Origin of the sequence: Pedobacter sp. KBW06, assembly GCF_003852525.1 — a bacterium.
Lineage (GTDB): Bacteria > Bacteroidota > Bacteroidia > Sphingobacteriales > Sphingobacteriaceae > Pedobacter.
Genome location: NZ_QAJL01000004.1, coordinates 474,949 through 500,238 on the forward strand (window position 1 = coordinate 474,949; position 25,290 = coordinate 500,238).

Annotated in this window: 27 protein-coding genes; 1 reads left to right on the forward strand and 26 read right to left on the reverse strand. The window is 40.0% G+C overall.

What is annotated here, in order from left to right:
• The first annotated feature begins 166 nt into the window (after positions 1 to 166).
• Entirely contained in the window at positions 167 to 1,753 is a 1,587-nt protein-coding gene (locus DBR43_RS24275; protein WP_124585707.1) for an SUMF1/EgtB/PvdO family nonheme iron enzyme, read from the forward strand.
• Between the two features lie 57 nt (positions 1,754 to 1,810).
• Here the strand turns inward: DBR43_RS24275 and DBR43_RS24280 are convergent, their stop codons facing one another.
• The 26 genes from DBR43_RS24280 to DBR43_RS24410 form a co-directional block, all read right to left on the reverse strand.
• Positions 1,811 to 2,308 carry a biotin/lipoyl-containing protein gene (locus tag DBR43_RS24280; protein ID WP_124585709.1) on the reverse strand — a complete coding sequence of 166 codons (498 nt, stop codon included), beginning with the start codon at positions 2,306 to 2,308 and terminating at the stop codon, positions 1,811 to 1,813.
• Between the two features lie 2 nt (positions 2,309 to 2,310).
• Positions 2,311 to 2,967 (reverse strand): DUF4159 domain-containing protein, encoded by a 657-nt coding sequence (locus tag DBR43_RS24285; protein WP_124585711.1) that lies wholly within the window; start codon positions 2,965 to 2,967, stop codon positions 2,311 to 2,313.
• Positions 2,968 to 3,047: 80 nt separating this feature from the next.
• Positions 3,048 to 3,752 (reverse strand): 16S rRNA (uracil(1498)-N(3))-methyltransferase, encoded by a 705-nt coding sequence (locus DBR43_RS24290; protein ID WP_124585713.1) that lies wholly within the window; start codon positions 3,750 to 3,752, stop codon positions 3,048 to 3,050.
• 11 nt (positions 3,753 to 3,763) lie between these two features.
• Positions 3,764 to 5,080, reverse strand: coding sequence for a hemolysin family protein (locus DBR43_RS24295; RefSeq protein ID WP_073238675.1), 1,317 nt, complete (start codon positions 5,078 to 5,080; stop codon positions 3,764 to 3,766).
• Positions 5,080 to 5,634, reverse strand: coding sequence for an inorganic diphosphatase (locus tag DBR43_RS24300; protein WP_069378524.1), 555 nt, complete (start codon positions 5,632 to 5,634; stop codon positions 5,080 to 5,082). Before DBR43_RS24300 ends, DBR43_RS24295 begins: the two co-directional genes overlap by 1 nt.
• Positions 5,635 to 5,636: 2 nt before the next feature.
• On the reverse strand, positions 5,637 to 6,299 hold the full coding sequence (locus DBR43_RS24305) for a DedA family protein (protein ID WP_124585715.1): 663 nt from the start codon (positions 6,297 to 6,299) through the stop codon (positions 5,637 to 5,639).
• 45 nt (positions 6,300 to 6,344) lie between these two features.
• Positions 6,345 to 7,718: an NADH-quinone oxidoreductase subunit N gene (locus DBR43_RS24310; protein ID WP_124585717.1), complete on the reverse strand. Its 1,374-nt coding sequence runs from the start codon at positions 7,716 to 7,718 to the stop codon at positions 6,345 to 6,347.
• 4 nt (positions 7,719 to 7,722) lie between these two features.
• The gene (locus tag DBR43_RS24315; RefSeq protein WP_124585719.1) at positions 7,723 to 9,189 is read right to left on the reverse strand and encodes a NuoM family protein; all 1,467 of its coding nucleotides are present in this window, start codon (positions 9,187 to 9,189) and stop codon (positions 7,723 to 7,725) included.
• 21 nt (positions 9,190 to 9,210) lie between these two features.
• Complete coding sequence (gene nuoL, locus DBR43_RS24320) at positions 9,211 to 11,103, reverse strand: NADH-quinone oxidoreductase subunit L (RefSeq protein WP_124585721.1); 1,893 nt, start codon at positions 11,101 to 11,103, stop codon at positions 9,211 to 9,213.
• 22 nt (positions 11,104 to 11,125) lie between these two features.
• A complete protein-coding gene (gene nuoK, locus DBR43_RS24325; RefSeq protein ID WP_074608051.1) occupies positions 11,126 to 11,455 on the reverse strand; it encodes an NADH-quinone oxidoreductase subunit NuoK in 330 nt (109 codons plus the stop codon).
• The gene (locus tag DBR43_RS24330; protein WP_069378518.1) at positions 11,455 to 11,952 is read right to left on the reverse strand and encodes an NADH-quinone oxidoreductase subunit J; all 498 of its coding nucleotides are present in this window, start codon (positions 11,950 to 11,952) and stop codon (positions 11,455 to 11,457) included. Before DBR43_RS24330 ends, nuoK begins: the two co-directional genes overlap by 1 nt.
• A gap of 52 nt (positions 11,953 to 12,004) precedes the next feature.
• Entirely contained in the window at positions 12,005 to 12,505 is a 501-nt protein-coding gene (locus tag DBR43_RS24335; RefSeq protein ID WP_073238657.1) for a NuoI/complex I 23 kDa subunit family protein, read from the reverse strand.
• Positions 12,506 to 12,539: 34 nt separating this feature from the next.
• Positions 12,540 to 13,577 (reverse strand): NADH-quinone oxidoreductase subunit NuoH, encoded by a 1,038-nt coding sequence (gene nuoH / locus DBR43_RS24340; protein WP_124585723.1) that lies wholly within the window; start codon positions 13,575 to 13,577, stop codon positions 12,540 to 12,542.
• Positions 13,577 to 14,581, reverse strand: a complete 1,005-nt coding sequence (locus DBR43_RS24345; RefSeq protein WP_124585724.1) for a 2Fe-2S iron-sulfur cluster-binding protein — start codon at positions 14,579 to 14,581, stop codon at positions 13,577 to 13,579. Before DBR43_RS24345 ends, nuoH begins: the two co-directional genes overlap by 1 nt.
• A gap of 70 nt (positions 14,582 to 14,651) precedes the next feature.
• Positions 14,652 to 16,016, reverse strand: a complete 1,365-nt coding sequence (nuoF, locus tag DBR43_RS24350) for an NADH-quinone oxidoreductase subunit NuoF (protein ID WP_124585726.1) — start codon at positions 16,014 to 16,016, stop codon at positions 14,652 to 14,654.
• Positions 16,016 to 16,528, reverse strand: a complete 513-nt coding sequence (nuoE, locus tag DBR43_RS24355; protein ID WP_124585728.1) for a complex I 24 kDa subunit family protein — start codon at positions 16,526 to 16,528, stop codon at positions 16,016 to 16,018. The genes nuoF and nuoE overlap by 1 nt, the downstream gene beginning before the upstream one ends.
• Positions 16,521 to 17,735 carry an NADH-quinone oxidoreductase subunit D gene (locus DBR43_RS24360; protein WP_124585730.1) on the reverse strand — a complete coding sequence of 405 codons (1,215 nt, stop codon included), beginning with the start codon at positions 17,733 to 17,735 and terminating at the stop codon, positions 16,521 to 16,523. Before DBR43_RS24360 ends, nuoE begins: the two co-directional genes overlap by 8 nt.
• Before the next feature lie 4 nt (positions 17,736 to 17,739).
• Entirely contained in the window at positions 17,740 to 18,243 is a 504-nt protein-coding gene (locus tag DBR43_RS24365) for an NADH-quinone oxidoreductase subunit C (RefSeq protein WP_124585732.1), read from the reverse strand.
• Positions 18,243 to 18,785: an NADH-quinone oxidoreductase subunit B gene (locus DBR43_RS24370; RefSeq protein WP_074608033.1), complete on the reverse strand. Its 543-nt coding sequence runs from the start codon at positions 18,783 to 18,785 to the stop codon at positions 18,243 to 18,245. Before DBR43_RS24370 ends, DBR43_RS24365 begins: the two co-directional genes overlap by 1 nt.
• 108 nt (positions 18,786 to 18,893) lie before the next feature.
• Positions 18,894 to 19,265: an NADH-quinone oxidoreductase subunit A gene (locus tag DBR43_RS24375; protein ID WP_124585734.1), complete on the reverse strand. Its 372-nt coding sequence runs from the start codon at positions 19,263 to 19,265 to the stop codon at positions 18,894 to 18,896.
• A 74-nt stretch (positions 19,266 to 19,339) separates the two neighbouring features.
• Positions 19,340 to 21,055 (reverse strand): tetratricopeptide repeat protein, encoded by a 1,716-nt coding sequence (locus DBR43_RS24380; RefSeq protein WP_124585736.1) that lies wholly within the window; start codon positions 21,053 to 21,055, stop codon positions 19,340 to 19,342.
• Between the two features lie 16 nt (positions 21,056 to 21,071).
• Positions 21,072 to 21,980: a PstS family phosphate ABC transporter substrate-binding protein gene (locus DBR43_RS24385; RefSeq protein ID WP_124585738.1), complete on the reverse strand. Its 909-nt coding sequence runs from the start codon at positions 21,978 to 21,980 to the stop codon at positions 21,072 to 21,074.
• Positions 21,981 to 22,258: 278 nt separating this feature from the next.
• Positions 22,259 to 23,080 (reverse strand): energy transducer TonB, encoded by an 822-nt coding sequence (locus tag DBR43_RS24395; RefSeq protein WP_124585740.1) that lies wholly within the window; start codon positions 23,078 to 23,080, stop codon positions 22,259 to 22,261.
• Between the two features lie 31 nt (positions 23,081 to 23,111).
• Positions 23,112 to 23,651 carry an ExbD/TolR family protein gene (locus DBR43_RS24400; protein WP_124585742.1) on the reverse strand — a complete coding sequence of 180 codons (540 nt, stop codon included), beginning with the start codon at positions 23,649 to 23,651 and terminating at the stop codon, positions 23,112 to 23,114.
• 9 nt (positions 23,652 to 23,660) lie between these two features.
• Positions 23,661 to 24,275, reverse strand: coding sequence for an ExbD/TolR family protein (locus DBR43_RS24405; RefSeq protein WP_124585744.1), 615 nt, complete (start codon positions 24,273 to 24,275; stop codon positions 23,661 to 23,663).
• 87 nt (positions 24,276 to 24,362) lie between these two features.
• Positions 24,363 to 25,202: a MotA/TolQ/ExbB proton channel family protein gene (locus DBR43_RS24410; protein ID WP_124585746.1), complete on the reverse strand. Its 840-nt coding sequence runs from the start codon at positions 25,200 to 25,202 to the stop codon at positions 24,363 to 24,365.
• Positions 25,203 to 25,290 lie beyond the last annotated feature (88 nt).

Below are 25,290 nucleotides of genomic sequence, written 5' to 3' on the forward strand. Positions count from 1 at the left end.
TCTATAATCCATTAAATACCACCAGAATATTTATTGAAATATGCCTCAGAGAGGTACAAAACACCCTTTTTTAAAGATTATTTTTACTTTAAGCATTCGTTTTGTTGTACAGTAAGTCTTTTTTTATGTAATTTTAACAGTTAAAGCACTATGATATCCCTCATATATGAAAAAATCATACTTATATTCAATTGCATCTATTGCAATTATAGCTTCTCTAGCATCCTGCAAATCAAAGTCAGGAACCTCAGAGAAGACAGGAATGGCATATAATAAGCAAGAATTCGGAGGCTTTGAAGTAAATAAAAAATTCAAGCGTGGTCCGGGTCCGGGATTAGTCGAAATTGAAGGTGGTGTATTTGTCATGAGCGGAAGTGCCATCAACGTTCCGGGTGAGGAGCTCAGCAATTACAATCATAAAAGAGAGACTACGGTTTCTTCATTCTATATGGATGAAACTGAAGTTTCCAATACCAATTGGCTGGAGTACCTGAACTGGATTCGCACCAATTACCCAACCGATCACGAATATTATTATAATGAACTTCCTGATACCCTGGTATGGCGGAGACCATTGTCATATAATGAGCCTTATGTAGATAATTATTTGAGACATCCTGCTTATCAGGATTATCCTGTTGTAGGAGTGAGCTGGGAACAAGCCGAAAGGTATTGTGCCTGGAGAACTGACAGGGTAAATGAGCTGTTGCTTCGTGAAAAAGGTTATATGACCAGTTTTAAAGATGTGAACGGCGGAACTTCAAAAACAGCTGGCAATGCAACCGCAACGGCAAGGCCAACAGAGCCCTTTAACACGGATATTTACCTGAACGGACAGTATGACGATAAAGGTAAAAGAGCAATGAAAGACCTCAATCCTTCCAATGCTGCCGGCGCCAAAGGAGCAACTACCGGTAAAAATGCAGCCACAAGAAATGTGAGGCTGGAAGATGGGATCATTAAACAACCTTACCGTCTGCCTACAGAAGCAGAATGGGAATATGCAGCACTGGGCCTGATCGGAAATACACAGTACGAAAACATCAATGCGAATAAAATCTATCCATGGAATGGTTTAGGCCTTAGCTCTGCAAAAAGAAGCACAAGAGGACTAATACTGGCCAACTTTAAGAGAACCAAAGGCGATTATATGGGTGTAGGCGGATCACTGAATGATAAAGGTGGACTTACGGTTGCCGTAAGGTCCTATATGCCAAATGATTTCGGCTTGTATAATATGGCAGGAAACGTGAACGAGTGGGTGGCGGATGTTTACCGTTCCAAAACGTTTGAAGCAGCTGATGCCTTTAATCCTTATAGAGGAAACTACTATAAAGACAAGAAAGTGGCTGATCCGGTGAGTGGAAAAATTGAAAAAGACAAATACAATAAACCTGTTTTAACAGATGCCATCTCTTACAAGAAACAAACCTGGGCAGAGAAACAGGCTGCAACGGCTCCTCCAACAGTAAATACCTATGCTGACCAAAGAGGCTTCCGTGATAAAGCAAATGACTTATACGGCGAAATTACGCTGGTAACGGACAAATCAAGAGTGTATAAAGGAGGATCATGGGAAGATCAGGCATTGTGGCTGAACCCTGCAACCAGAAGGTTCCTTGCACAAGATGAATCTACCGCTGATATTGGTTTCCGTTGTGCAATGACGATGTTAGGTGCTTCGGAGATCAGGTCTACCGGAAAACCTCAGTTTAAGCCTAAGGCAGCGAAAGCGTTCAGGGCCGGAAAATAAAATTAAAAGCATAAAAAAAGGAGCAATGCTCCTTTTTTTATGCGAATTGCAATAGCTTTAAGCGAATTGCAATAGAATTTCGTTCTTTTCTACTTTATCACCCTTTCGGATCAGGATCTTCTTTACTATTCCTGCTGTCGGTGATTTAATGATATTTTCCATCTTCATCGCCTCTAATACCAGCAGACTGTCTCCTTTATTTACTTCCTGCCCTTCTGTTACAATGACATTCAATACCAATCCTGGCATAGGGGCTTTAATTTCAAGTACCTTATTTGCAGAGGAACTATCCATTCCGAGTTTTTTGAGCAATTCATCATACTGGTCTTCTATTCCAACCTGGTAAAGCGTACCGTTTACTTTAATGACCACTGCTTTTCCGTCCTCGTTCCGCTCTACCAGCTCAATATTATAGGATCTATTCTGATAGATCACGTGTTTCTGTGTTGCAGAGAGATCTCTGGTATCTACCTGTAGCTCCAACCCATTAACTTTTAATACTTTTTCTGCTACTTCTACCTCAAAATTGTGTTGTTCATTTACTTTGACCTTCATAGTTATTGTGTTAATGCATATTGAACTAAATTTGCGCCCATTTTTAAGGCGTTCAGACGCTTATCTTGAGTATCTTCGGGATAAGTACCAAAGTCTTCCCATCCATTCCCCAGATCGCATTCAAATGTGTAATAGCAAACCACCCGTCCTTCCCAGATTAAGGCAAGTCCCTGAGGTACTTTACCATCATGCTCATGGATTTTCGGCAGCCCCTTCGGGAACTTAAACTTCTGGTGGTAGAGTGGATGATTTACAGGCAGATCTATAAATGAGAGCTCCGGAAAAACTTTTTTCATTTCTTTACGAATGAATTTGTCCAGTCCGTAATTATCATCGATATGAAGGAACCCGCCCCCGATCAGGTATTTTCGTAAATTCTGAGCTTCATTAGGGCTAAAGACAACATTACCATGCCCGGTAAGATAAATAAACGGATAATTAAACAATTCTGCACTACCGACTTCTACGATGACATCCTGTGCTGCAAAATTTGTATTGAGATTTTTATTACAAAAATCAATCAGGTTCGGAAGCGCGGTTCTATTGGCATACCAGTCACCTCCTCCACTATATTTCAATTTTGCCATTTTATAGGTTGGCGGCTTAAAACCACTCAAAAGGACCATTAATCCGGCAATTAGGCAAAGTTTAATTTTCATTGGAACAGATTCTTTTAGTGGTTATGAAGCTATCATAAGCATGTTCATTGCTTTTTGCAAGCGGTATGTTTATAATGGTTTCATCGGTTCAAATAATTCACCTCAAAACAGGCCGCTAACGCAGCAGTTTCTGTTCTCAGACGTGTATTACCTAAAGTTAGGGGTTTAAACCCGCTTTGCAAAGCAAGTTCGATTTCCTTTGGACTAAAATCCCCTTCCGGGCCAATAAGAATAAGGTAACGCTGATGAGGTTCGACCACCTGGCTAATGTATTGACGTGGCTCCCCATCGATACAATGGGCAATCATTTTAACGGAGTTGGGCTCCATTTTCAGAAAGTCAATTAAGGAGATCTGCGGATTTAGTACCGGATGATAAGCTTGTAAAGACTGCTTAACAGCAGAGGTGATCACTTTGTTTAACCGGTCTTCTTTTATGATTTTCCGTTCCGATCTTTCGCAGATTACAGGAGTAATTTCATCGATTCCTATTTCAGTTGCTTTCTCCAGAAACCATTCCAAACGGTCGATGTTTTTTGTAGGTGCAACGACGATATGAAGATGGTGGTTTCTTTTTTGATACTCCTGAGTGGATTCAGTGATGCGAAGCTGCACATTTCTTTTATGCTCTCCAATGATTTCAGCTTCATAAAAACCGCCTCTGCCATCAATGAGATTGACGACATCACCGAGTCCCAAACGCAGCACTTTCAGACAATGCTTACTTTCTTCTTCATTTAAGCTATACTCACTGGAATCAATATCGGGCGTATAAAAAACATGCATTGCTCAAAGGATTAGTGGTTGTCCACCATATCGCTTTTCGCAATCACCAGTTCAAGCTTTATGGTTTCAATGTTTTGCTCGGTTTTCTTTAGGATAGTGAATAAATAACCGTAACACTCTTCGCTGTCCCCTACTTCAGGTATTTTACCAAAAGCATGAGAAACCAACCCTCCTACCGTATCGAAATCTTCATCTTCAGGAAGATCATGAGGTAAATGCTCATTTACATCGTAAACAGTCGCATAAGCATTGATGATAAATTCCGTCTCAGAGATCTTCTCTACTGTCGGTTTCTCTTCATCATACTCGTCCTGGATTTCTCCAACAATCTCTTCTACGATATCTTCCAGCGTCACCATACCTGCTGTTCCACCAAATTCATCGATGACGATCGCGATCTGAATGCGTTTCTGCTGAAGTTCACTCAACAGATCGTTAATTTTCTTTGTCTCAGGAACGAAATAAGGCTTTCTAATGATGTCTTTCAATGCCCAGTCCTTCTTATCCGCCAATAGCGGCAAAATGTCCTTAGCGTGAATAATACCAATGATCTTGTCAATGATCTCATCATACACCGGTAACCTCGAATACCCTTCGCCAATGATTTTTGAAATCACATCGGCCGGGGCAGCAGAAAGTTCTATTCCTGATATTTTGGTTCTGGGAACCATAATGTTCTTTACAACCCTTTCATTAAAGTCAAAGACATTTTTAATTAATTCATGCTCATTGGTATCTAACGCACCACTTTCCTTACCCTGATCTAACAGATAATGAAGTTCTTCTGTACTGTGAACAGATTCGTGTCCACCGACATTCGAAATTCCAAATAATTTAAGAATCACATTGGCAAAACCATTCAACACCCATATAAATGGCCTGAAGATCAGGTAGAATGCCTGTAAAGGTACTGCAATAAACAATGTTGTAGCTACTGGTCTCTGTATCGCCACTGATTTAGGAGCCAGCTCACCAAACACAATGTGCATTACGGTAATCAATAAAAAGGCGATGGCAGTGGAGATGGAAGTAATGTATACTTCAGAAAAATTAAACCTTACCAGGAAATCGTGGATCAGACTGTGCATGACAGACTCACCAACCCAGCCCAGTCCAAGTGAAGCAAGTGTGATACCCAGCTGCGTTGCAGCCAGGTAACCATCCAAATGCTGGGTAATATATTTTGCAATATTCGCTACCCTGCTTCCGGACTTTGCTTTAATTTCAATTTGAGAGGCTCTGACTTTTACAATTGCAAATTCTGCTGCAACGAAAAAGCCGTTCAGTGCTACTAAGAAGAATGTTAAAAATATCTTAAAACCTTCCATTAAGAATTGTTATTTCTAAACTTTTGGTCATAAAGGATGATACTTTCCTGTATCACTTTATGTGCATACCGAACGCCCAAAAGATGTTCAATAGTTACTTGTTTTTCTTCTAATGCCTTGTAATCCTGAAAGAATTTAACAATCTCTTTCATCGTATGAGGAGGCAATTCTGCTAAGTCATTGATGTAGTTAACAGACATGTCATTTTTTGCTACCGCAATAATTTTGTCATCCTGCTCACCATTATCCACCATATGCATTACGCCGATTACTTTTGCTTCTACGATAGACATTGGGTAAACGTCTACAGAGCATAGTACAAGGATATCTAAAGGGTCATTATCATCACAATAAGTTTGTGGGATAAAACCATAATTTGCCGGATACATCACAGAAGAGAAAAGTACTCTGTCTAATTTAATCAGGTGGGAATCTTTATCAATTTCGTATTTAGCTTTAGATCCTTTAGGAATTTCAATAATTGCATTTACGGATTCTGGTAGGTTTGCACCCGGAGAAACACAGTGCCACGGATGATGCTCGTCTTTAATCATTTTTATTGTTCAGTGTTTGATATATGGTCATTGTCGTCCTTCACAACCTTCTTTTTTACAAATGTGTACACAAGAGGTATAGTGGTAATAACAATGAAGCCTATAATTATGTATAATAAATAGTCGTTAATCTCTTTTTCAAATCTCTTGCCAAGGAAATAACCTAGCAAAGTTAAGGAAGCAATCCAAATAATTGCACCTGCAAAGTTATATAATGCAAATCTTTTAAAGTCTAATTTCACTACACCAGCAAAAATCGGTGCAAAAGTTCTTACAATCGGAACAAAGCGCCCCATTATAAGCGCAAAGGCTCCCTGTTTATTATAATAATCCTCGGCAGCCTTTAAATAGCGTTTTTTAAAGAAGAAAGAGTCCTTTCGATGGTACAGTACAGGCCCCGTCTTTCGACCAAACCAATAACCGGTAAAATTTCCAGATACAGCAGCAACGATCAGTCCGGCAATCAGCACATATAAGTTGACGTCTAATTTGCCTGTAGCGACGAACATACCTGCGAGGAACAACAGATAATCTCCGGGTAAAAAGAACCCAAAGAACAAACCCGTCTCGGCAAAGATGACGAACATTACAACATAGAAACCACCTTCTTTAAGTAGTTTTTCGGGATCAATGAAGTGCTGTAATGAGTTCCAGAAATCGTGCATAGTTCAATTATTCGTAAAACTACATATAATTATCTACAGAAATGATTATATCAGATTTAAAATTACTGAAGGATATACACCAAGGAAAACAGTGATGATCAATGACAGGACCAATACAACCTTATATTGCACAGGGGTTTCCAGCTCAATCTCAGCTCCATCTTTGAAATACATCGCCACAATAACCTTGAAATAATAGTAAAAACCTACCAATGCGTTTAAAATCGCAAAAGCAACCAGATAGAACTGGTAGTCATGCATTACATTCAAAAACATCAGGTATTTACCAATGAAACCTGCAGTTAAAGGAATCCCTGCCAGGGACAACATCGCTACTGTAAGCACGAATGCGGCAAAAGGATTGCGTTTTCCCAAACCATTGAAACTTTCAAAATTGTCGTTGCCGGTTTTCTGTTTCACCAGGATCAATACACCGAAGGCGATGATACTTGCAAAAGTATAAGCAGCAGCATAGACCAATACGTTATTCGCAGAACTTGCAGTTAGTGCAACTAAAGAGAACAACAGGTAACCTGCATGGGAAATACTGGAATAAGCCAGCATTCTTTTGAAATTCTTTTGGAACAGCGCCGTAACGTTACCTATGAATAAAGTCAGACATACGATCACCATCAATGGAGGTAACCAGAAATCGTGTAAAGGTGCAAATGTATCTGCAAACAAACGAAGGAAAGCTGCAAAACCAGCAGTTTTCACTACCGTAGACATAAAGGATGTAATTAATGTCGGAGCTCCTTCATACACATCCGGTGTCCAGAAGTGGAAAGGTGCCGCACCAATCTTAAAGCACAGACCTACCATCAATAAAATCACACCAGGATAGAATAAAGGCGATATGCTCTTGTAATTAGTCACCAGGTACTGATTAATCACTTCCAGATCAAAAGATCCTGTAGCGCCGTAAATCAAGGTAATACCGAACAATAAGAAGCCTGTAGAGAATGCACCCATCAGGAAGTACTTCAGGGAAGCCTCATTGGAAGCAAAATTATTTTTACGGATTCCCGCAAGAATATAAAGTGCAACAGACATAATCTCCACCCCGATGAACAACATCGACATATTTTTATAAGAAACCATGATGACAATCCCCGCCAGGGCAAAGAGAATCAGGGTAAAGTATTCGGCAATGTTCTCACTGTGTTCCGCAAAGTAGTTTTGTGTCAACAGGAAGATAAAGAGTGTTCCTAAAATGGTGATTCCGGCAAAAGCCAATGCAAAATTATCCATTTGCATCATGCCATAATAGGTTTGGTTTGTGTTCCATGAGGTAACGACAAAAGCCAGTGAAGTAAGCAAACCAATTAAGGTAAGGGGTAATAACGCTTTTTTAGCTTTAAACAAACCTGCATAAAGCACCACTAAAGCTGTAACAGTAATTGTTATGATGATATTCATTTGCTTAGTTTACCGATGTTAATTTTTGTGTTACCTGTTCTATTAATTGTTGTACCGAGGCTTCTGACAAATGCAGAATTGGTTTAGGATAAACTCCCAAAACGATGATCAGGGCACAGATGATATACAATACGACTTTCTCAGAGCCTTTAATGTCTGTAAACCCTATCGTAAGGTCGTTGGTTTTTCCGAGCATAATGTTCTGATACATTCTGAACATATATACCGCACCAAAGATGATGGACAATCCAGCGAAAACGCCAGCCCATACTTTATATTGATATATTCCGATTAACAATAAAAACTCTCCAATGAAACCATTCGTTCCGGGAAGGGCTACGGTTCCCAGTACAATGATCAAAAATACGATGGCCAGTTGCGGCGCCTGTTTGGCAATCCCACCCAGTTCAGCGATCTTATTGGTTTTCATCCGGCGGGCAATGATGTCCAGCACAAAGAACAAACCAACCACATTGATACCATGGCTTAACATCTGTACCATTGCCCCCTGCATCCCCTGTGTATTTAAGGCAAAGATACCGGCAGAGATCAAACCAACGTGAGCAATAGAAGAATAGGCTACTAACCGTTTCGCGTCTTTTTGAGTAAAAGCAATGATTGAAGCGTAAACCACTCCAATAACAGAAAGAATGATCGCTAAATTTCCCCATTGATGAACACCTTCCGGTGCAACAGGTAACAACCACCTGATCACTCCGTAAATACCCATCTTCAACATAATCCCTGACAACAACATAGTTCCAGGAGTTGGCGCTTCAGTATACGTATCCGGCTGCCAGGTATGGAAAGGAAAAACAGGCATCTTAATCGCAAATGCGATAAAGAAAGCCCAGAAAATCCAGCTCTGCTGAACAGAATCAAGGTTCAAATTATAGAAAGCCTGGATATCGAAATTATGAGCAGGATTCTGTAAGTATAGATAGATGATACCCAACAGCATGAATAAAGATCCCGCTATCGTGTATACAAAGAATTTCATGTTTACTTTAATTCTGTCTTTACCTCCCCAGATGGCACAGATGAAATAGATTGGGATCAATGCCGCTTCCCATCCGATATAGAATAAGAAAGCATCCATTGCGGTAAATACCAATAGCAAACCAAACTGCATAAATAAGATCAATGCAAAGAAAGCATTGCTGTTTTTATAGTCATGCTGATAAGCGGAAAGGATAATGATCGGAACCAATACATTGGTCAATAAGACCGTGATCATACTGATGCCATCAATTCCTGCATGGAAATTGATTCCCAAATCCTGGATCCATGGATAGTTCACTGCAAACTGCGTACTGGCATCCGGAGTGAAATTACATACCGTGATTAAAGTCAATGCCAAAGAAAGGATTGCTGAAACCAGAGCAACATGTTTTGCTGCGCTTCCTGTGAAGGCAGTAACCACGGCGCCAACCAATGGTAGAAATATAAGAAGTAGTAAAAGTTGTTCCATTATCTTTTGTTGAACGATCTTTTATAGAGATAAATAAGTATACAATAACAATGAGATGATTCCTACCACCATCATAAAGATATAAAAACCAACGTTTCCGGACTGAACCAACCTTAAGCCTTTGCTTGCTTCAGAAGTACTCCATCCTAAACCGTTAACTATACCATCTACAATTTTATTGTCAATAATTTTGTAGAAGAAAGTAGAAAGTGCATCCAAAGGTTTTCTGATCAGCAAATCATAGATCTCATCAAAATAGAATTTGTTGTATGATAAATTCGCCAGTGCCGATCTTTTTCCTTCATCAGGAACCGGAACATGGTTTTGCTTGATATACTTCACATAAGCAAAAGCAATTGAAACCAGTACACCCACTACAGAAACAGCCATTAAAGCATATTCAGTAGCATGATCCGGAGCTTCAGCAGTATGCTTGATCACCGGGGCCAACCAATGCGACAACCAATGATTTCCACCCAGAGTCTCAGGAATGCCAATCGCTCCACCAATGGCAGAAAGAACCGCAAGAACGATCAAAGGAATCGTCATTGATTTCGGTGATTCATGAATTTTCTCTTCAGCATGGTGTGTTCCGCGATACTTTCCGTAAAAAGTAAGGAACAACATTCTGAACATATAAAAGGCAGTTAAGAAAGCGCCGAAGACCGCAATAGCCCACATTACTTTATCGTGCATATATACATGCGCCAGGATCTCATCTTTTGAAAAGAAACCGGAGAATGGAGGTAAACCAGCAATGGCAATGGTACCGATAAGCATAGTAAGGAAGGTTACCGGCAATTTCTTACGCAAACCACCCATATGTCTCATGTCCTGCTCATGGTGTAAAGCATGAATTACAGAACCTGCACATAAGAACAATAAAGCTTTAAAGAAAGCATGTGTAATCACGTGGAAGAAAGCACCATTATAAGCGCCAACTCCTAAACCCAGGAACATATAACCCAATTGTGAAACGGTGGAATAAGCCAATACTTTTTTTATGTCTGTTTGTGTCAACGCGATGATGGCTGCAACAATTGCAGTTGCCAAACCGATGATGGCGATAATGTGCTGGATCATTGGTGCCAGGTCAAACAGGACGTTTGATCTTGCAATCATATAAATACCAGCCGTTACCATCGTTGCCGCGTGAATCAATGCAGACACAGGAGTTGGCCCCGCCATCGCATCAGGTAACCAGGTAAACAAAGGCAGTTGCGCCGATTTACCGCAGGCACCGATAAACAACAACAAAGCAATTAAAGCGATGGTGCCGTTTCCGGGAAGCATATTTGCTGCCTGAGGGAATATTTTAGAAAACTCTACACTACCAAAGGTAGTAAAGATGAAGAACACGCCTAATAAGAAGCCAAGGTCACCGATACGGTTCATGATAAAGGCTTTCTTTGCAGCAGAAGCATAGCTGCTGTTCGTATACCAGAATCCGATCAGCAGGTAAGAACAAAGACCTACCCCTTCCCATCCGATAAACATGACGATATAGTTGGAACCCAATACCAACAGTAACATGAAAAAGATAAACAGGTTCAGGTAACTGAAAAACTTACCAAAAGCCTCATCACTGTGCATGTAACCGATCGAGTAAATGTGGATCAGGAAACCTACACCTGTAATGATCAGCAGCATGATCGAGCTCAATGGATCTACCAGGAATGAAAGTGGAATACTAAGCTTACCAGCACTGATCCAGTCAAACAAGAAGATCTCATGAGACTTATTTGCATCTGCTCCCAATTCGAAGAAGATACCTACACTAATGGCAAAGGAAATGAATATCACGCTGCTTCCGATAAAACCGATCAGGTTTTTAGAAAGCGTATTTCTTCCCAGGCCATTGATAACAAAGCCTAAAAGAGGAATTAAGGGAACCAGCCAAACTAAATTTATCATGTTATTACTTTATTCTTATTAATTACCACTTAAGGCGATTCAATACATTTATATCTATAGATTGTGTATTTCTGTACACCATTACAATAATACTTAGTCCGACTGCAACTTCAGCGGCGGCGAGTACCATGATAAAAAACACAAATACTTGTCCTGAGGGATCATTGCTATGTACCGAAAAAGCGGTAAGCAATAGATTCACTGCATTCAGCATCAATTCCACCGACATAAAGATGACGATGGCATTTCTGCGGGTCAATACACCAATCACACCGATGGTGAAAATAATAGCACTTAGCCAGATATAATGGTTAAGTGGTACACCCTGTAATCCTTGAGTTAAATTATTCACTATGCTTTTTCTTTTTTAGTTAATAATACTGCACCTACCATTGCGGTTAACAACAAGATAGAAGACAGTTCAAAAGGTAACATATAAGGACCAAACAGTTCCTTACCTAAATTCTTTACCAATCCCAGATTTGGATTTTTCAATAAAACAGGATCAGAGATTGCAGTAGCTTTCAGGGAACCGATAATGGTAACCACTAAGCAACATCCGGCAATTACCCCAACGATTTTGACCAGCCCCGATTTCAACGGCTCATTGTCTTTATTGAGGTTGAGGAGCATCAGTACAAATAGGAACAGTACCATAATGGCCCCCATGTAAACGATGAAGTTCACGACTGCCAGGAATTGCGCATTCAGCAGGATGTAATGAACGGTTAATGTAAAGAAAGTAACAATTAAGTAAAGCACACTATGCACCGGGTTCTTGGAAAAGATAACCATCAGTGAAAAGATGACGCTTAATGTTGCTACAAAATAGAATACCGATGTACCCATTTATTTATGTTTAAACTGTTTATATTAATAACCCTGAGGTTATGTATGCTAATTATTTCTTATTCAATGGTTGCTCTACCAGTTTATCCTTGCCATAGATAAAATCTTTACGCAGGTAATCTGAAGGAACAATTGGTCCGTCTAAATAGATCGCTTCTTTTGGACATGCTTCTTCACACAGCCCACAAAAGATACAACGCAACATGTTGATCTCATATACAGAAGCATATTTCTCCTCACGGTAAAGATCTTTCTCCTCTGGTTTACGCTCCGAAGCAATCATCGTGATGGCTTCAGCAGGACAAGACAGGGCGCAAAGACCACATGCGGTACAACGCTCCTTACCTTCTTCATCCCTTTTTAAGGAGTGCATCCCTCTGAAATTGGTAGAAAATTCTCTTTGTACCTCAGGATATCTGATTGTTGCCTCTTTCTTAAAGAAGTGGCTGATGGTAATAGATAATCCTTTCGTGATTGCAGGCAAATACATGCGTTCTGCAAACGTTAGGGGTATTTTCTCTAATACTTTCTTTTTACTGGTTAATGGTTCCATTAAACCTCCTTATTATACCGCTAAATGCGGACAGTTAAAATTTTTCAATTACAGCAATCACAATACTTGTGACAATGATATTCGCAATGGCTAAAGGAATTAAAACTTTCCAGCCTAAATGCATCAGTTGATCATAACGGAAACGGGGAATTGTCCAGCGTACCCACATGAAGAAAAAGATAAAAGCAAAGATCTTCAAAAAGAAGACGCCCGTTCCAATCAACGGACCGATTACCTGACCTGTATGTGCCAGTACCCAATCCATTCCCGGATAGTTATAACCTCCAAAATATAAACTTGCCATTACTGCTGCAGAAACAAACATATTGATGTATTCCGCGAACAGATAGAAACCAAGTTTCATGGATGAATATTCCGTATGGTAACCGCCGATCAGCTCAGTCTCACATTCAGGTAAATCGAATGGTGCCCTGTTCGTTTCTGCAAAAGCACAAACCATAAACAGTAAAAAGCCTACAGGCTGATACAACACATTCCATCTCCAGCCATGCTGATTGGCTACGATTTCGCCAATACTCATAGAATTGGTGACCAACAACAGCGCAATAATGGATAAACCCATTGCAATCTCGTAGCTGATATTTTGCGAAGCTGCGCGAATCGCACTTAACAACGAATATTTATTGTTAGAAGCCCATCCGCCGATCATTACACCGTAAACTCCTAAAGAGACCACACCGAAGATATACAGGATACCCACGTTGATGTCAGTTACCTGCAAAGGAATTACGCGATCGCCTATTGTCATTGGCGTACCCCATGGAATCACAGCGGTACCGATACAAGCCGTTAACATTGCTAAACCGGGACCAACCATAAATAACCATTTACTGGCATTTGTAGGGATGATCTCTTCTTTCATGAACATTTTCAAACCATCGGCCAAAGGCTGAAGAATCCCAAAGGGACCTGCTCTGTCCGGTCCTAACCTGTCCTGTAAAAACGCAGCCACTTTCCTTTCTGCATAAGTGGAATACATGGCTATCACTAAACTTATACCGAATATAATCGCTACCAGTACAAATTTCTCTATTACAAAAGCTATATCCATTAGAATTTAGTGGTTTTTTCTAGTTCTATCCTGTTTGCTTCCTGTAATCTGGCATTATCCTGAATTACCGGCAAAGGTCTTAAAGTATCATAATGATTAGAGGCAATTACAGAAGTATCGCTAATCTGTGTAGGATGTTCAATCGTCCAGTCTGCAGTCTTCTTTTTGTCAAAGCGACAAGTATTGCAGATGAACTCTTCTACCTCACCATAGATGTCCTTACGGGCCGTTACACGCAACACATCTTCCCCTTTATACCATAACGTTACTTTTCCGCTACAGGTAGGACAATCTCTATGCGCATCGATAGGCTTTGTAAACCAAACCCTGTTTTTAAACCTGAAAGTTTTATCTGTTAAGGCTCCAACCGGACAAACATCAATCACATTTCCGGAGAAATCATTGTCGACAGCCGTTTGAATATAAGTAGAGATCTCTGAATGATCGCCACGGTTTAAGATTCCGTGAACACGTTTATTCGTAATCTGATCTGCAGTAAATACACAACGATAACAAAGAATGCACCTGTTCATATGCAACTGGATCTTATCGCCAATATCTATGCGTTCGAAAGTTCTTCTTTCAAACTCATACCTTGTTTTCTGCAAACCATGCTCATAACCCAGATTCTGAAGGTCACATTCACCTGCCTGATCACAAACAGGGCAATCCAGCGGATGGTTGATCAACAACATCTCGACTACACCGCTTCTGGCTTCAATCACTTCCGGAGAAGTAATGTTCTGCACTTCCATTCCATCCATTACGGTGGTCCGGCATGAAGCTACCAGTTTCGGCATCGGACGGGGATCCTTTTCAGAACCTTTGCTCACCTTAACGATGCAGGTCCGACACTTACCACCACTACCTTCTAATTTGGAATAATAACACATCGCCGGAGGAACAATATCGCCGCCGATTTGTCTGGCAGCATTCAGGATGGTGGTTCCCGGTGCTACTTCTACTGTTATTCCGTCTATGGTTACCTTAACTTTATCACTCATTGTTAAAGATATTCTTTTATCATTCTTCTGCTTTCCTGGTCTTACAACCGCTTAAACTTCAGTCTGATCGTTAATTTTCTGTACTCACTGCTTTAGCTATCGGCTCAGCATAATTTGCCAATCCATAATTTGTATCCAGGCTTTTCACCGGTTCATTCACATGCCATTCAAACTCATCTCTGAAATGTCTGATGGCACTCGCTACCGGCCATGCTGCCGCATCACCCAAAGGACAAATGGTATTTCCTTCAATTTTCTTTGAAACGTCAACCAACAAATCAATATCACTCATTTTACCATGGCCAAATTCAAGGCGATGAAGTACTTTCTCCATCCATCCTGTTCCCTCACGACAAGGTGAACACTGGCCACAACTTTCGTGGTGATAAAAACGGGAGAAGTTCCAGGTATTTCTAACGATACACTGATCTTCATCAAAAGCGATGAACCCTCCTGAACCCATCATCGATCCGGTAGCAAAACCACCTTCAGATAAAGATTCATAGCTCATCAAACGGGGATCCCCATTGGCGAGCTTTAAACTAAGGTTTGCAGGAAGTATCGGAACAGAAGATCCACCGGCAACTGTTGCCTTTAATCTTTTGCCATTGGCAATACCACCACACCACTCATCAGAATAGATAAATTCTTCCACAGGTAAGCCCAGCTCAATCTCATAAACTCCCGGTCTTACCAGGTTCCCCGAAGCGGAGATCAGTTTAGTTCCTGTACTGCGGCCAATTCCGATTTTTGCATACTCATCTCCACCATCATTGATGATAGGAACAGTAGCAGCAATAGATTCCACGTTGTTCACTACCGTTGGGCAGCCATACAATCCTGCAATAGCAGGAAATGGAGGTTTGATCCTCGGATTACCACGTTTACCTTCCAGTGACTCTAATAATGCAGTTTCTTCACCACAGATATAAGCACCACCACCCGGCTGAACGTATAGTTCCAGATCATAACCTGTTCCTAAAATATTTTTACCCAAAAATCCGGCATTTTTAGCTTCAGCAATTGCTTTTTCCAGAATGCGGATCTGAGGCATCATTTCTCCACGTACATAGATGTAAGAAGTATGTGCGCCCAACGCAAAGCTGGATACAATCATTCCTTCGATCAGTGCATGAGGGATATGGGTCATCAGATAACGGTCTTTAAACGTTCCCGGCTCCGATTCATCGGCATTACATACCAGGTAACGTGCTACCCCTTCCGGTTTAGCCAAAAAGCTCCACTTCATTCCCGTAGGAAATCCTGCACCCCCACGACCGCGTAATCCGGACTTTTTTACCTCTTCCACCACTTCATCAGGGGTTAAAGTTTTCAAAGCCTTTTCCACAGCGCGGTACCCGCCTTTCTGGCGATAGACATCAAATGTATGAATGTCCGGTACGTTTATATGTTCTAATAATAGTTTACGGGCCATTATTTTTTGCGTAAGTCTTGTATCAAATCGTCTACCTTTTGTTCGTTAAGGTTCTCATAGAAGGTGTATTCAGGACCTATCTGTAAAACCGGGCCATAGCCACATGCTGCTAAACACTCTACCCCTCTCCAGCTGAATAGGCCGTCCGGGGTAACTTCGTTTTCTTTCACACCAAGGCTTTTCTCCAGGTGATCCATCAGTTTTTCTGCGCCCACCAGACAACAAGGTCCTGTTCTGCAAACTTCCAGAACATATTTACCCTGAGGTTTCAAAAAGTACATGCTGTAAAACGAGGCTACTTCATATACTTCAATGGGTTCGATACTTAGAAACTCCGCAATTTTATCCATAGCATTCGGACTTAACCAGCCCAGCTCTGCCTGTACTTCATGCAAAATTGGCAGTAAAGCAGATTTTTGCTTTCCTTCCGGATATCTCTTAACGATCTCTTCAGACTTTTCAATTAAAGCTGCTGAGAACTGCACAGGTTGTTGTTCTTCTACTTTAAGCATCTAATTCTCCTGCAATAATATTCATACTACTCATGTTAATAATGGCATCTGACAACAGCATACCTTTACTCATGGGCGCAAACATTTGATAATTAATAAAACTTGGTCTTCTGAAATGCAGACGGTAAGGTGTTCTTCCTCCGTCATTGATCAAATAGAAACCCAGCTCCCCGTTACCACCTTCAACAGCATGGTAAACTTCCGCTTTAGGAGCATCAATTTCGCCCATCACAATTTTAAAGTGATAGATCAATGCTTCCATATTATTGTAAACTTCTTCTTTGCCAGGCAAATAAAATTCAGGAACATCCGCATGGAAAATGCCTGCCTGTTCGCTTTTTAATTTCTCCATCCCCTGTTCAATCAGGCGAAGGCTTTGCCACATTTCCTCATTACGCACCAGGTAACGGTCGTAAATATCACCGCTGGTACCTACAGGCACTTCAAAATCGAAGTCTTGATAAGAAGAATAAGGCTCGCTTACGCGAACGTCATAATCTACACCTGTAGAACGCAATAAAGGTCCTGTCCACCCGTAATCCAATCCTTGCTCTGCAGTTACGCAAGCTACACCTGAAGTACGGTCTATAAAGATCCTGTTGCGGTTTAAAAGACTTTCAAACTCTTTTAAAGCAACCGGAAACTCTTTTAAAAACTTATTGATTTTCGCAAAAGCGATGTCATTGAAATCCCTTTCAAAACCACCAATCCGGCCAATGTTAGTCGTCAAACGCGCACCGCAGATTTCTTCAAAAATCTCATAGATGTGTTCTCTGAACTGGAAAAGGTATAGGAAAGTAGTGGTCGCCCCTGTATCCTGGGCAATGATCGTATTACAGATGATATGATCAGCAATACGTGAAAGCTCCATAACGATTACCCTTAGGTAATCTACCCTTTTAGGCATTTGGATATTTAGCAATTTCTCTACCGTCATGTGCCATCCCATATTATTGATCGGCGAAGAGCAATAGTTTAACCTGTCGGTTAATGGGGTGATCTGATAGAATGGACGGTGTTCTGCAATTTTCTCAAAAGCGCGGTGAATATAGCCAATGGTGGAAACACCACTTACAATACGCTCACCATCTAATTGAATTACGTTCTGAAAAACACCATGGGTTGCAGGGTGAGTAGGTCCCAGATTCAGGGTTACCAACTCATTCTGAGGATCGTTATCTGTATATACCGGTTGATTGTGATTCATGTTCTTATCTACCAAAGTATTCGTCTTTTTTATCTACTCTGTTTGGATCTTCCAAAGGATACTGCTTCAACATCGGATGAACACCCAGTTCGTCCATGTTCAAGATCCTTCTTAAGTCCGGGTGACCTTCAAATCTTACTCCGAAGAAGTCATATGTTTCTCTTTCCATCCAGTTCGCTGAATTCCAAAGGACTGTAGCAGTAGGAATGGTTGGATGATGTTCATCAATGAATACTTTTACCCTAACCCTGATTTTCTTTACCATGCTGTGCAAGTGATAAACCACTGCAATACCATGTTTTTTCTCCGGATAATGTACCGCAGTGATATCAGTCAGGAAATTAAAATTAGTATTAGCGTCTTCTTTCAGAAACCTCAGCACTTCGATGATCACATCTTTAGTAGTTTCGAAAGTAAGTAAGCCATAAGGCTCATTCACGCCAATGATTTGTCCGCCGAACTTTTCTGTTAGCGCCTGAACGATTTCATTATTTGTAACTTCTGCCATTATAGTATTCCGTATGAAGCCAACATTTCCTTGTATTGATCTGAATCCCTTCTTCTGGAGGATTCATTCCTCACCAGTTCCTGAATCTTACCAAAGCCATCTAAGATCGCTTCTGGTCTCGGTGGACAACCTGGCACGTAAACATCTACCGGAATGATTTCGTCAATTCCCTGAAGTACAGAATAGGTATCAAAGATTCCCCCGCTTGATGCACAGGCACCTACAGCAATCACCCAACGGGGCTCAGCCATTTGTAAATACACTTGCTTTAATACAGGACTCATTTTTTTAGCGATGGTTCCCATCACCATTAATAAATCTGCCTGACGGGGAGAAAAGCTTAAACGCTCAGAACCAAAACGACCGAAGTCATAGTGAGAACCCATTGTAGCCATAAATTCGATACCGCAACAAGATGTAGCGAATGGCAGGGGCCATAATGAATGGGAACGTGCCAAACCAATTACTTTGTCAAAAGAGGTGGCAAAAAAACCAGATCCTTCTATGCCTGGGGGCGCGTCTACTATATTGATGTCACTCATGATACAAAACGAAAAAAGGTTCATTCTTACAGAGAATGAACCACAAATTTACAATATTTTGGAAGCAAATAGCCTAAACTATGATCATTTAGAAACAATCTAAATAGGTTAATTCCAGTCTAAAGCTTTCTTTTTCAAAACGTAGATAAAACCAAGTAACAAGGTGCCCATGAAGATGAACATTTCGATCATACCCGTCATTCCAAGCTCTCTGAAGTTAACTGCCCATGGATACATGAAAATCACCTCCACGTCAAACAGAACGAATAGAATGGCAACTAAGAAGTACTTGATGGAAAATGGCTGGCGTGCATTTCCAACAACTTTAATCCCGGCCTCAAAAGTCGACAATTTATCTGCAGTCTTTCTTTTAGGCCCTAAAAAATGAGTTGCTATCAACGTAACAACAACAAATCCTAAAGCAACAATAACTTGAAATACAATAGGTAAAAAATCTACAGGTACACTTTGAGTTTCCATGACATTAAATTTGGGACAAAATTAAAAGAAAAAGGCAGGATAACAACCCTGCCTTTTTCTTTTATTCGAAAATATTACTTTTTCTTTACCGGGCTCTTAGGCGCTGGTGCAGTTAATTGTTTTAAACGTTCCTGTGCTCCTGCATTCTGAGGATCAATAGCAAGGGCTTTTGTCAGGTAATCTTTAGCTTTTTCCTTATCAGTCTGCGCATAGTATGAACCTGTGTAAACATAAGCCTCTACCAGCTCTTTAGGAACTGAAGCAGCAAGTTCCGGCTTGGTTACCGTAACCAATTGGATCAATTGATCGTAGTAAGGAACAGCTAACCATTTTGGATTGTTTGCATCATCTGCATACTTTGCAATACGAGCTCTGTAAGCGTAAGCCAATGCAAAATCACTCTTAAACTTGATTATAGAAGAGAAAGCAGAATCTGCATCAACTAAAATCTTTCTATCAGGATGCTTACCATCTCTGTCTTTAAGTGCATAGTCATAATATTTAGCTACGCCCAGGTAATAAGAGTTGGTCAATGTGTTTTTGCCATTAGGGTTTGATTTAACAGCAATTGCAAATACATCACCAGCTTTAGCATAGTTTTTCGCTTTGAAAAGAGACATTGCTACTTCTTCTAAAGCTTCTGCATTTGTTGAATCTTTCTCTACTGCTTTTACGATGTTTTTCAGTGCAAGACTGTCGTTACCATTTTGCATCAAAGCCCTTCCAAGATATAGATAATCGGAAGCTACAATACGTGAAGTATCTTTTACTTTCGCAAAGAAATCATTCATGTATTCTAAACTCTTTGGATAGTTCTTATTTTCATAAGCCGAATAGCCACGTAATCTTGATACCACAAGGCTTTTTGCATCGTTAGGATTCATGGTAGCCAATTGGCCTGTTTCCTGCTCTAAAGTCTGGAAATCCTTCGCATAGAACAAGAACTGCGCATAACGCAATTTTGATTCATAAGACTGATCAGTCAGATCAAGGTATTTTTTATAGTTTGTCAATGCCAAAGGAGATTTAGTCGCTTGCTCAGTAGCAACCTGGTTTGCCCATTGCATGTAAAGCTCAGCGATTTCTCTGTAAGCAGGACCATAATTAGCATCTGCTGCAATCGCTGATTGTAATTCAGCTTCAGCCTCAGGAAATGCCCTTGATTCAGTGTACATTCTTCCGATTTGAACTTTAGCTCTTAATAGTGCTCCGTTTATGTTCAACGCTCTCATGTAGTTCTGTAAAGCCTCAGAATTTTTCTTTTGCAAGGCATAATAATCGCCTAATGCTACGAAAGTCTCTGCATCTTTATCGTCTTTATCCAATTCATCTGCTTTTTGAAGGTAAGGCAGTGCTGAAGTGAAATCAGGTTTATCAGTAGCAATATATGCTTTACCGATATACAACTGAGGGATATAATCTTTTTTAGAAGATACTTCTACAGCTTTAGCAAAATTGGTATTTGCTGAAGTTGGGTTATTAGAAAATAAATCAGCCTCTCCTAAACCAATATAGTTTAAAGAGTTTTTTGGATCAGCGGCTACGCCTTGAGTAAATACTGCTCTTGCAGAATCTACATAATCCATTCTTAGATAAACATCACCTAAATTAAAGTAATTTTCTCCTTTACTAGCTTGTGATTTCACCAATGCTTTAAGCATGGTAGTCGCTTTCTGGTACTGTTCGGCATCTATTGCCTTTTTTGCATCATTTAAGCTTTGAGCAAAAGAGGCAGAACCCATCACTACTAAACCTAAACCTAAGGTTATTGCTTTCTTTGTCATTTTCATGGTTCAAATATAAAATTTAGTTTGTATTCTTAAAATTAAATTCTCTAGGCATCATCTTATGTGGGCCAAGCCCTGATTTGAGTACAATCAGTTGCCCTCTCTGGCTTACTAACCAGTTTGCAAAACCTGTGCCTAAACCTTCACGGCCTTCCGCATTGATGATATAAATGTTCCTTAAAAAGGGATAAATCCCGCTGATCAGGTTTTTCTGATCAGGCTTATAAAAAGTACTGTCACCTTTTTTGCCGGGTAAATTTTTCAGGCCCATTACTTTTATTTTCGCAATCGACTCTGACATTTCCTTACTATTAGAAATCAGCCAGTTAACACCAACCACTCCAATAAAATCTTTTTTATCAGCAACGTACTTTATCACGTCATTGTTGTTCTGCAAAGTATAAACTCCGTTTTTAGGAAGTTCCCTGATACCCGCCAGGTCTTTAAAATATCGCAAAGTACTGGAATAAGCATTATCAAAAACCAATTGTTTTCCACTTGTTGCAGTTCCTTTTAAAATTTCTATTACCTCTTTAACAGTAATATTGGTATCAACATTAGCTGCATTTGTGATCAAGGCAATCCCATCAATCGCAAATCTGGAAGTTTTAGGTACGATGCTTCTGTTCCTGTATATCTTGTCCTCCTCTGGCCTGAGCATGCGTGACAATATAATCACTCTTGTGCTATCGTTCAGAAAGGTAGGAATAATTTTGTTTTCATTCCCTTTAACAATGTTAAAAGTCGCATTAGGGTAATCTGTATTAAAAACAGCAATCTGATCTCCCAAGACTCCCGAAAATGATTCGTCAACCAGAATTTTCACACTCCCGGAGGTACGTGTTTCTTCAACGGCATTTTCCTTTTTTGCTTTGCGCTTGCAGGCTACAAATACAAATAACAATAATATCAGACTCAGGTGTTTCATTTGATTTCAGCTATATTTTAATGATGATGCCCAAATTGTAGAAATTAATCCTCTTTTGGATTGATCAATCGGGTAAATCTTATTGCAGCATAGGCAATTAACAAAAGCCCAAATAAGATACGATAGGTTTTTTCGATCTCAAACGGAATATCTTTCCAGAAGATCAGTAACAATCCCAAAATCAGATAAAACGTAAACATCACTAGGCCTAAAATGAACAGAAATCGCTGTTGAGGCGATTTCTGTTTAAATGTTTTCAAGTTAAACATTCTTTTATTCTATTGTGATAAGGTAAAGCTGATTGGAATATTGTACTTCACACGTACTGGTTTTCCGTTCTGAATACCCGGAGTCCAGCGTGGACTAGCTTTCAATACTCTGATCGCTTCCTCATCTGTACCACCACCAAGTTTTCTTTCAACTTTGATGTCGGTTAAGTCTCCATTTTTCTCTACTACGAAAGATAAGAACACTTTACCCTGGATGTTGTTTTCCTGAGCCATTGCCGGATATCTTACTGCTTTTTTCAAATAAGCATAAAATTTCTCCATACCTCCAGGGAAACCTGGCTGCGTTTCAATACTCACAAAGTCATAAACCTTAGTATCCTCTACCACTGCTGCTTGTTTAGGACCATCTCCAACCGGACCGGCAATAACAATATCAGCTGTAGGATCACCTTCGATCGTTTTCTGACCAGGATCTGCTTTTTTCAAATCTTCGATCTGAACAGGTTCTTTATCGATTACCTCATTATCCGGTTTAACAATCGGAGGAGGGAATTTAATCTGATCCTGTTTCGGTGGCGGAGGCTCTACCGGCGGCGGTGGAGGGGTATCCGGATTCACCGGCGGCGGTGGTGCAACCACTACCTCTACTTGCTTAACCTCTTTGTCTTCGGGAAGACTACCTTTGATCAAGCTAAAAATTTTAGGGGATACAAACGCAACTATAAAAATTGAAGATGCAATCAGTAAAGCCTTTGAGGTATTTGCGGCACTAGAACTACGAAGCTCATAAGCTCCGTAACTTTTGTTCTTGTTTGCAAATACTACATCAAGCCATTCCCGTTTCAATAAATCTATTTTAGAACCTAACATAGCTTACTATTTAATATTATTAATTCTCTTATTATAAAATTCCAGCACCCTTCATGAAATCTTTTTCAGCATCAGTAATGTTCTCATCATCAATTGCAGGCGCAGTAGTGATCTTAGTGATCGCTAATTCGTCCATAATGTCAACGAAGTTCTTATAAGTAGCTCCTGAAGTAGGCTTGATCACCATGATGATCTGTCTTCCGCCAGTTTTTTCTGCAACTTTCTTTTTATTATCTAATATTGATTTTCTAATATCGCTGAAACTTTCCACATTAGGAGTAGACTTCCCAGCCTCACCCATGTACCAAGCTACTTTATTATTTTTTCCCAATAGGATGGTCATCGTTTCAGAAGCACGTAATTCGTTCTTTTCGGTTGACTTATCATCTTTATCAGGCTTTGCAATATCCATTGCAATTGGTTTCGACAGGGAAGTGGTCAACATAAAGAAGGTGATCAGCAAGAAGGCCAAATCCACCATCGCCGTTAAATCGACTTTGGTATTCGCTTTCTTACTCCTTACTTTTTTGCCTTTTTTCCCCCCGCCGGAGGAGGTATCTAATTCTGCCATAATATTTATCTATTTAGCATCGCCTTCGGCAGATGTGATTAAACTAAACTTGTTGATTTTTTGTTTCTGCAGAATATCTACGATTTTCTTCACTGCAGGATATTCTTCCTGAGCATCACCTTTGATACTCACGCGCATTGAAGTAGCATGTAATTCTGCAACGGACGTACGGGATTGTAAAATCCATTCCGCCAATTGATTGTTTGTTGAATCAGCAGGGATACCAGTAGCGATACCGGATTTAGTTCTCTCATCACCGCTCATCATTATAAATTGCTTTAAATTCTGAACAGGTACACCGAAAGCACCAATAACACCAAAACGCTCTCTCTCTTCCGGAGTGAATTTAATGCTGTATTTCTCACCCATTTTATCAAGGGTCGACATCTTAATGTCTTTCCCTACGATCTCATAAAACACTTTGCCTTTACCTATCGATAATATACCCATGTCCAAATCAGGAACTTTAAGTTTATAAGTCGATGAAGGGATTGTAACATCCAAAGGATCAGGCTGGCGTGCTGTTGCTGTTAAAATAAAGAAAGTAAGTAACAGGAAGGATACGTCGCACATGGCGGTCATATCTATCGCAGTACTCTTTCTTTGAACCTTTGCTCTTGGCATAATTTTAAAAATTATTGATGTATTTATCTAATGATGTTAATTCTTCCGGTTTTCCATAAAAGCCGGTAAAAAAAAATACATTATTTTTTATTTATGCGTAGAAGCGTAAGTTTGGATGATGCTGAAACCTGCTTCATCAATTGCGTAAGTCAATTTATCAATTTTTGAAGTCAAGATGTTGTACATGATAATTGCGAAAGTAGAAGTACCAATACCAGTTGCTGTGTTAATCAAAGCCTCAGAGATACCAGTTGCTAATGCAGCCTGATCCGGAGCACCAGAGTTAGCCAAACCACCGAAGGCCTTGATCATACCTGTTACTGTTCCCAATAGACCTGTTAATGTACCTACTGATACTAATGTTGCAATTACAGTTAAATTTTGCTCTAACATTGGCATTTCTAATGTAGTTGCTTCTTCGATATCTTTCTGGATAGCTAAACATTTCTGATCTGTATCCATGTTTGGCTCAACTTCCATTTCTCTGTATTTTTTCAAACCAGATTTGATTACGTTAGCCACTGAACCTTGTTGTCTATCACACTCAGCCATAGCACCTTCGATGTTATTTGAGTTTAAAAGCGCTTGTACTTTTTTAACGAAAGCATCTAAGCTACCTTTACCTGTTGCTTTTCCAATAACAATCATACGCTCAATAGAGAATACAATAACCATTAAAAACATACCCATTAGTACCGGTACGATTACACCACCTTTGTAAGCCATACCTGCATAGTTACCTACTTTTGGAAGTGTTTCGTGCAAATCCGGATCTGCGCCATCAATGAAGTTATTTCTATCACCCAAGATGAATTTGAAGACACATATCCCGATAATGATACAAATAGGAATTGTTAATGTAGCGAATAAATTTGAAGCAGATGAGCTTTCTTTTTTAACTGTTGTTGGTTTTGGTGCGTTTGCCATTTTTTTTTAGTTTTTTAGTTTTTAGTACTTGTGTTTTTTTTAAATTTAGATTAATATTCTGTAATACACACAACGATCATTACAAACA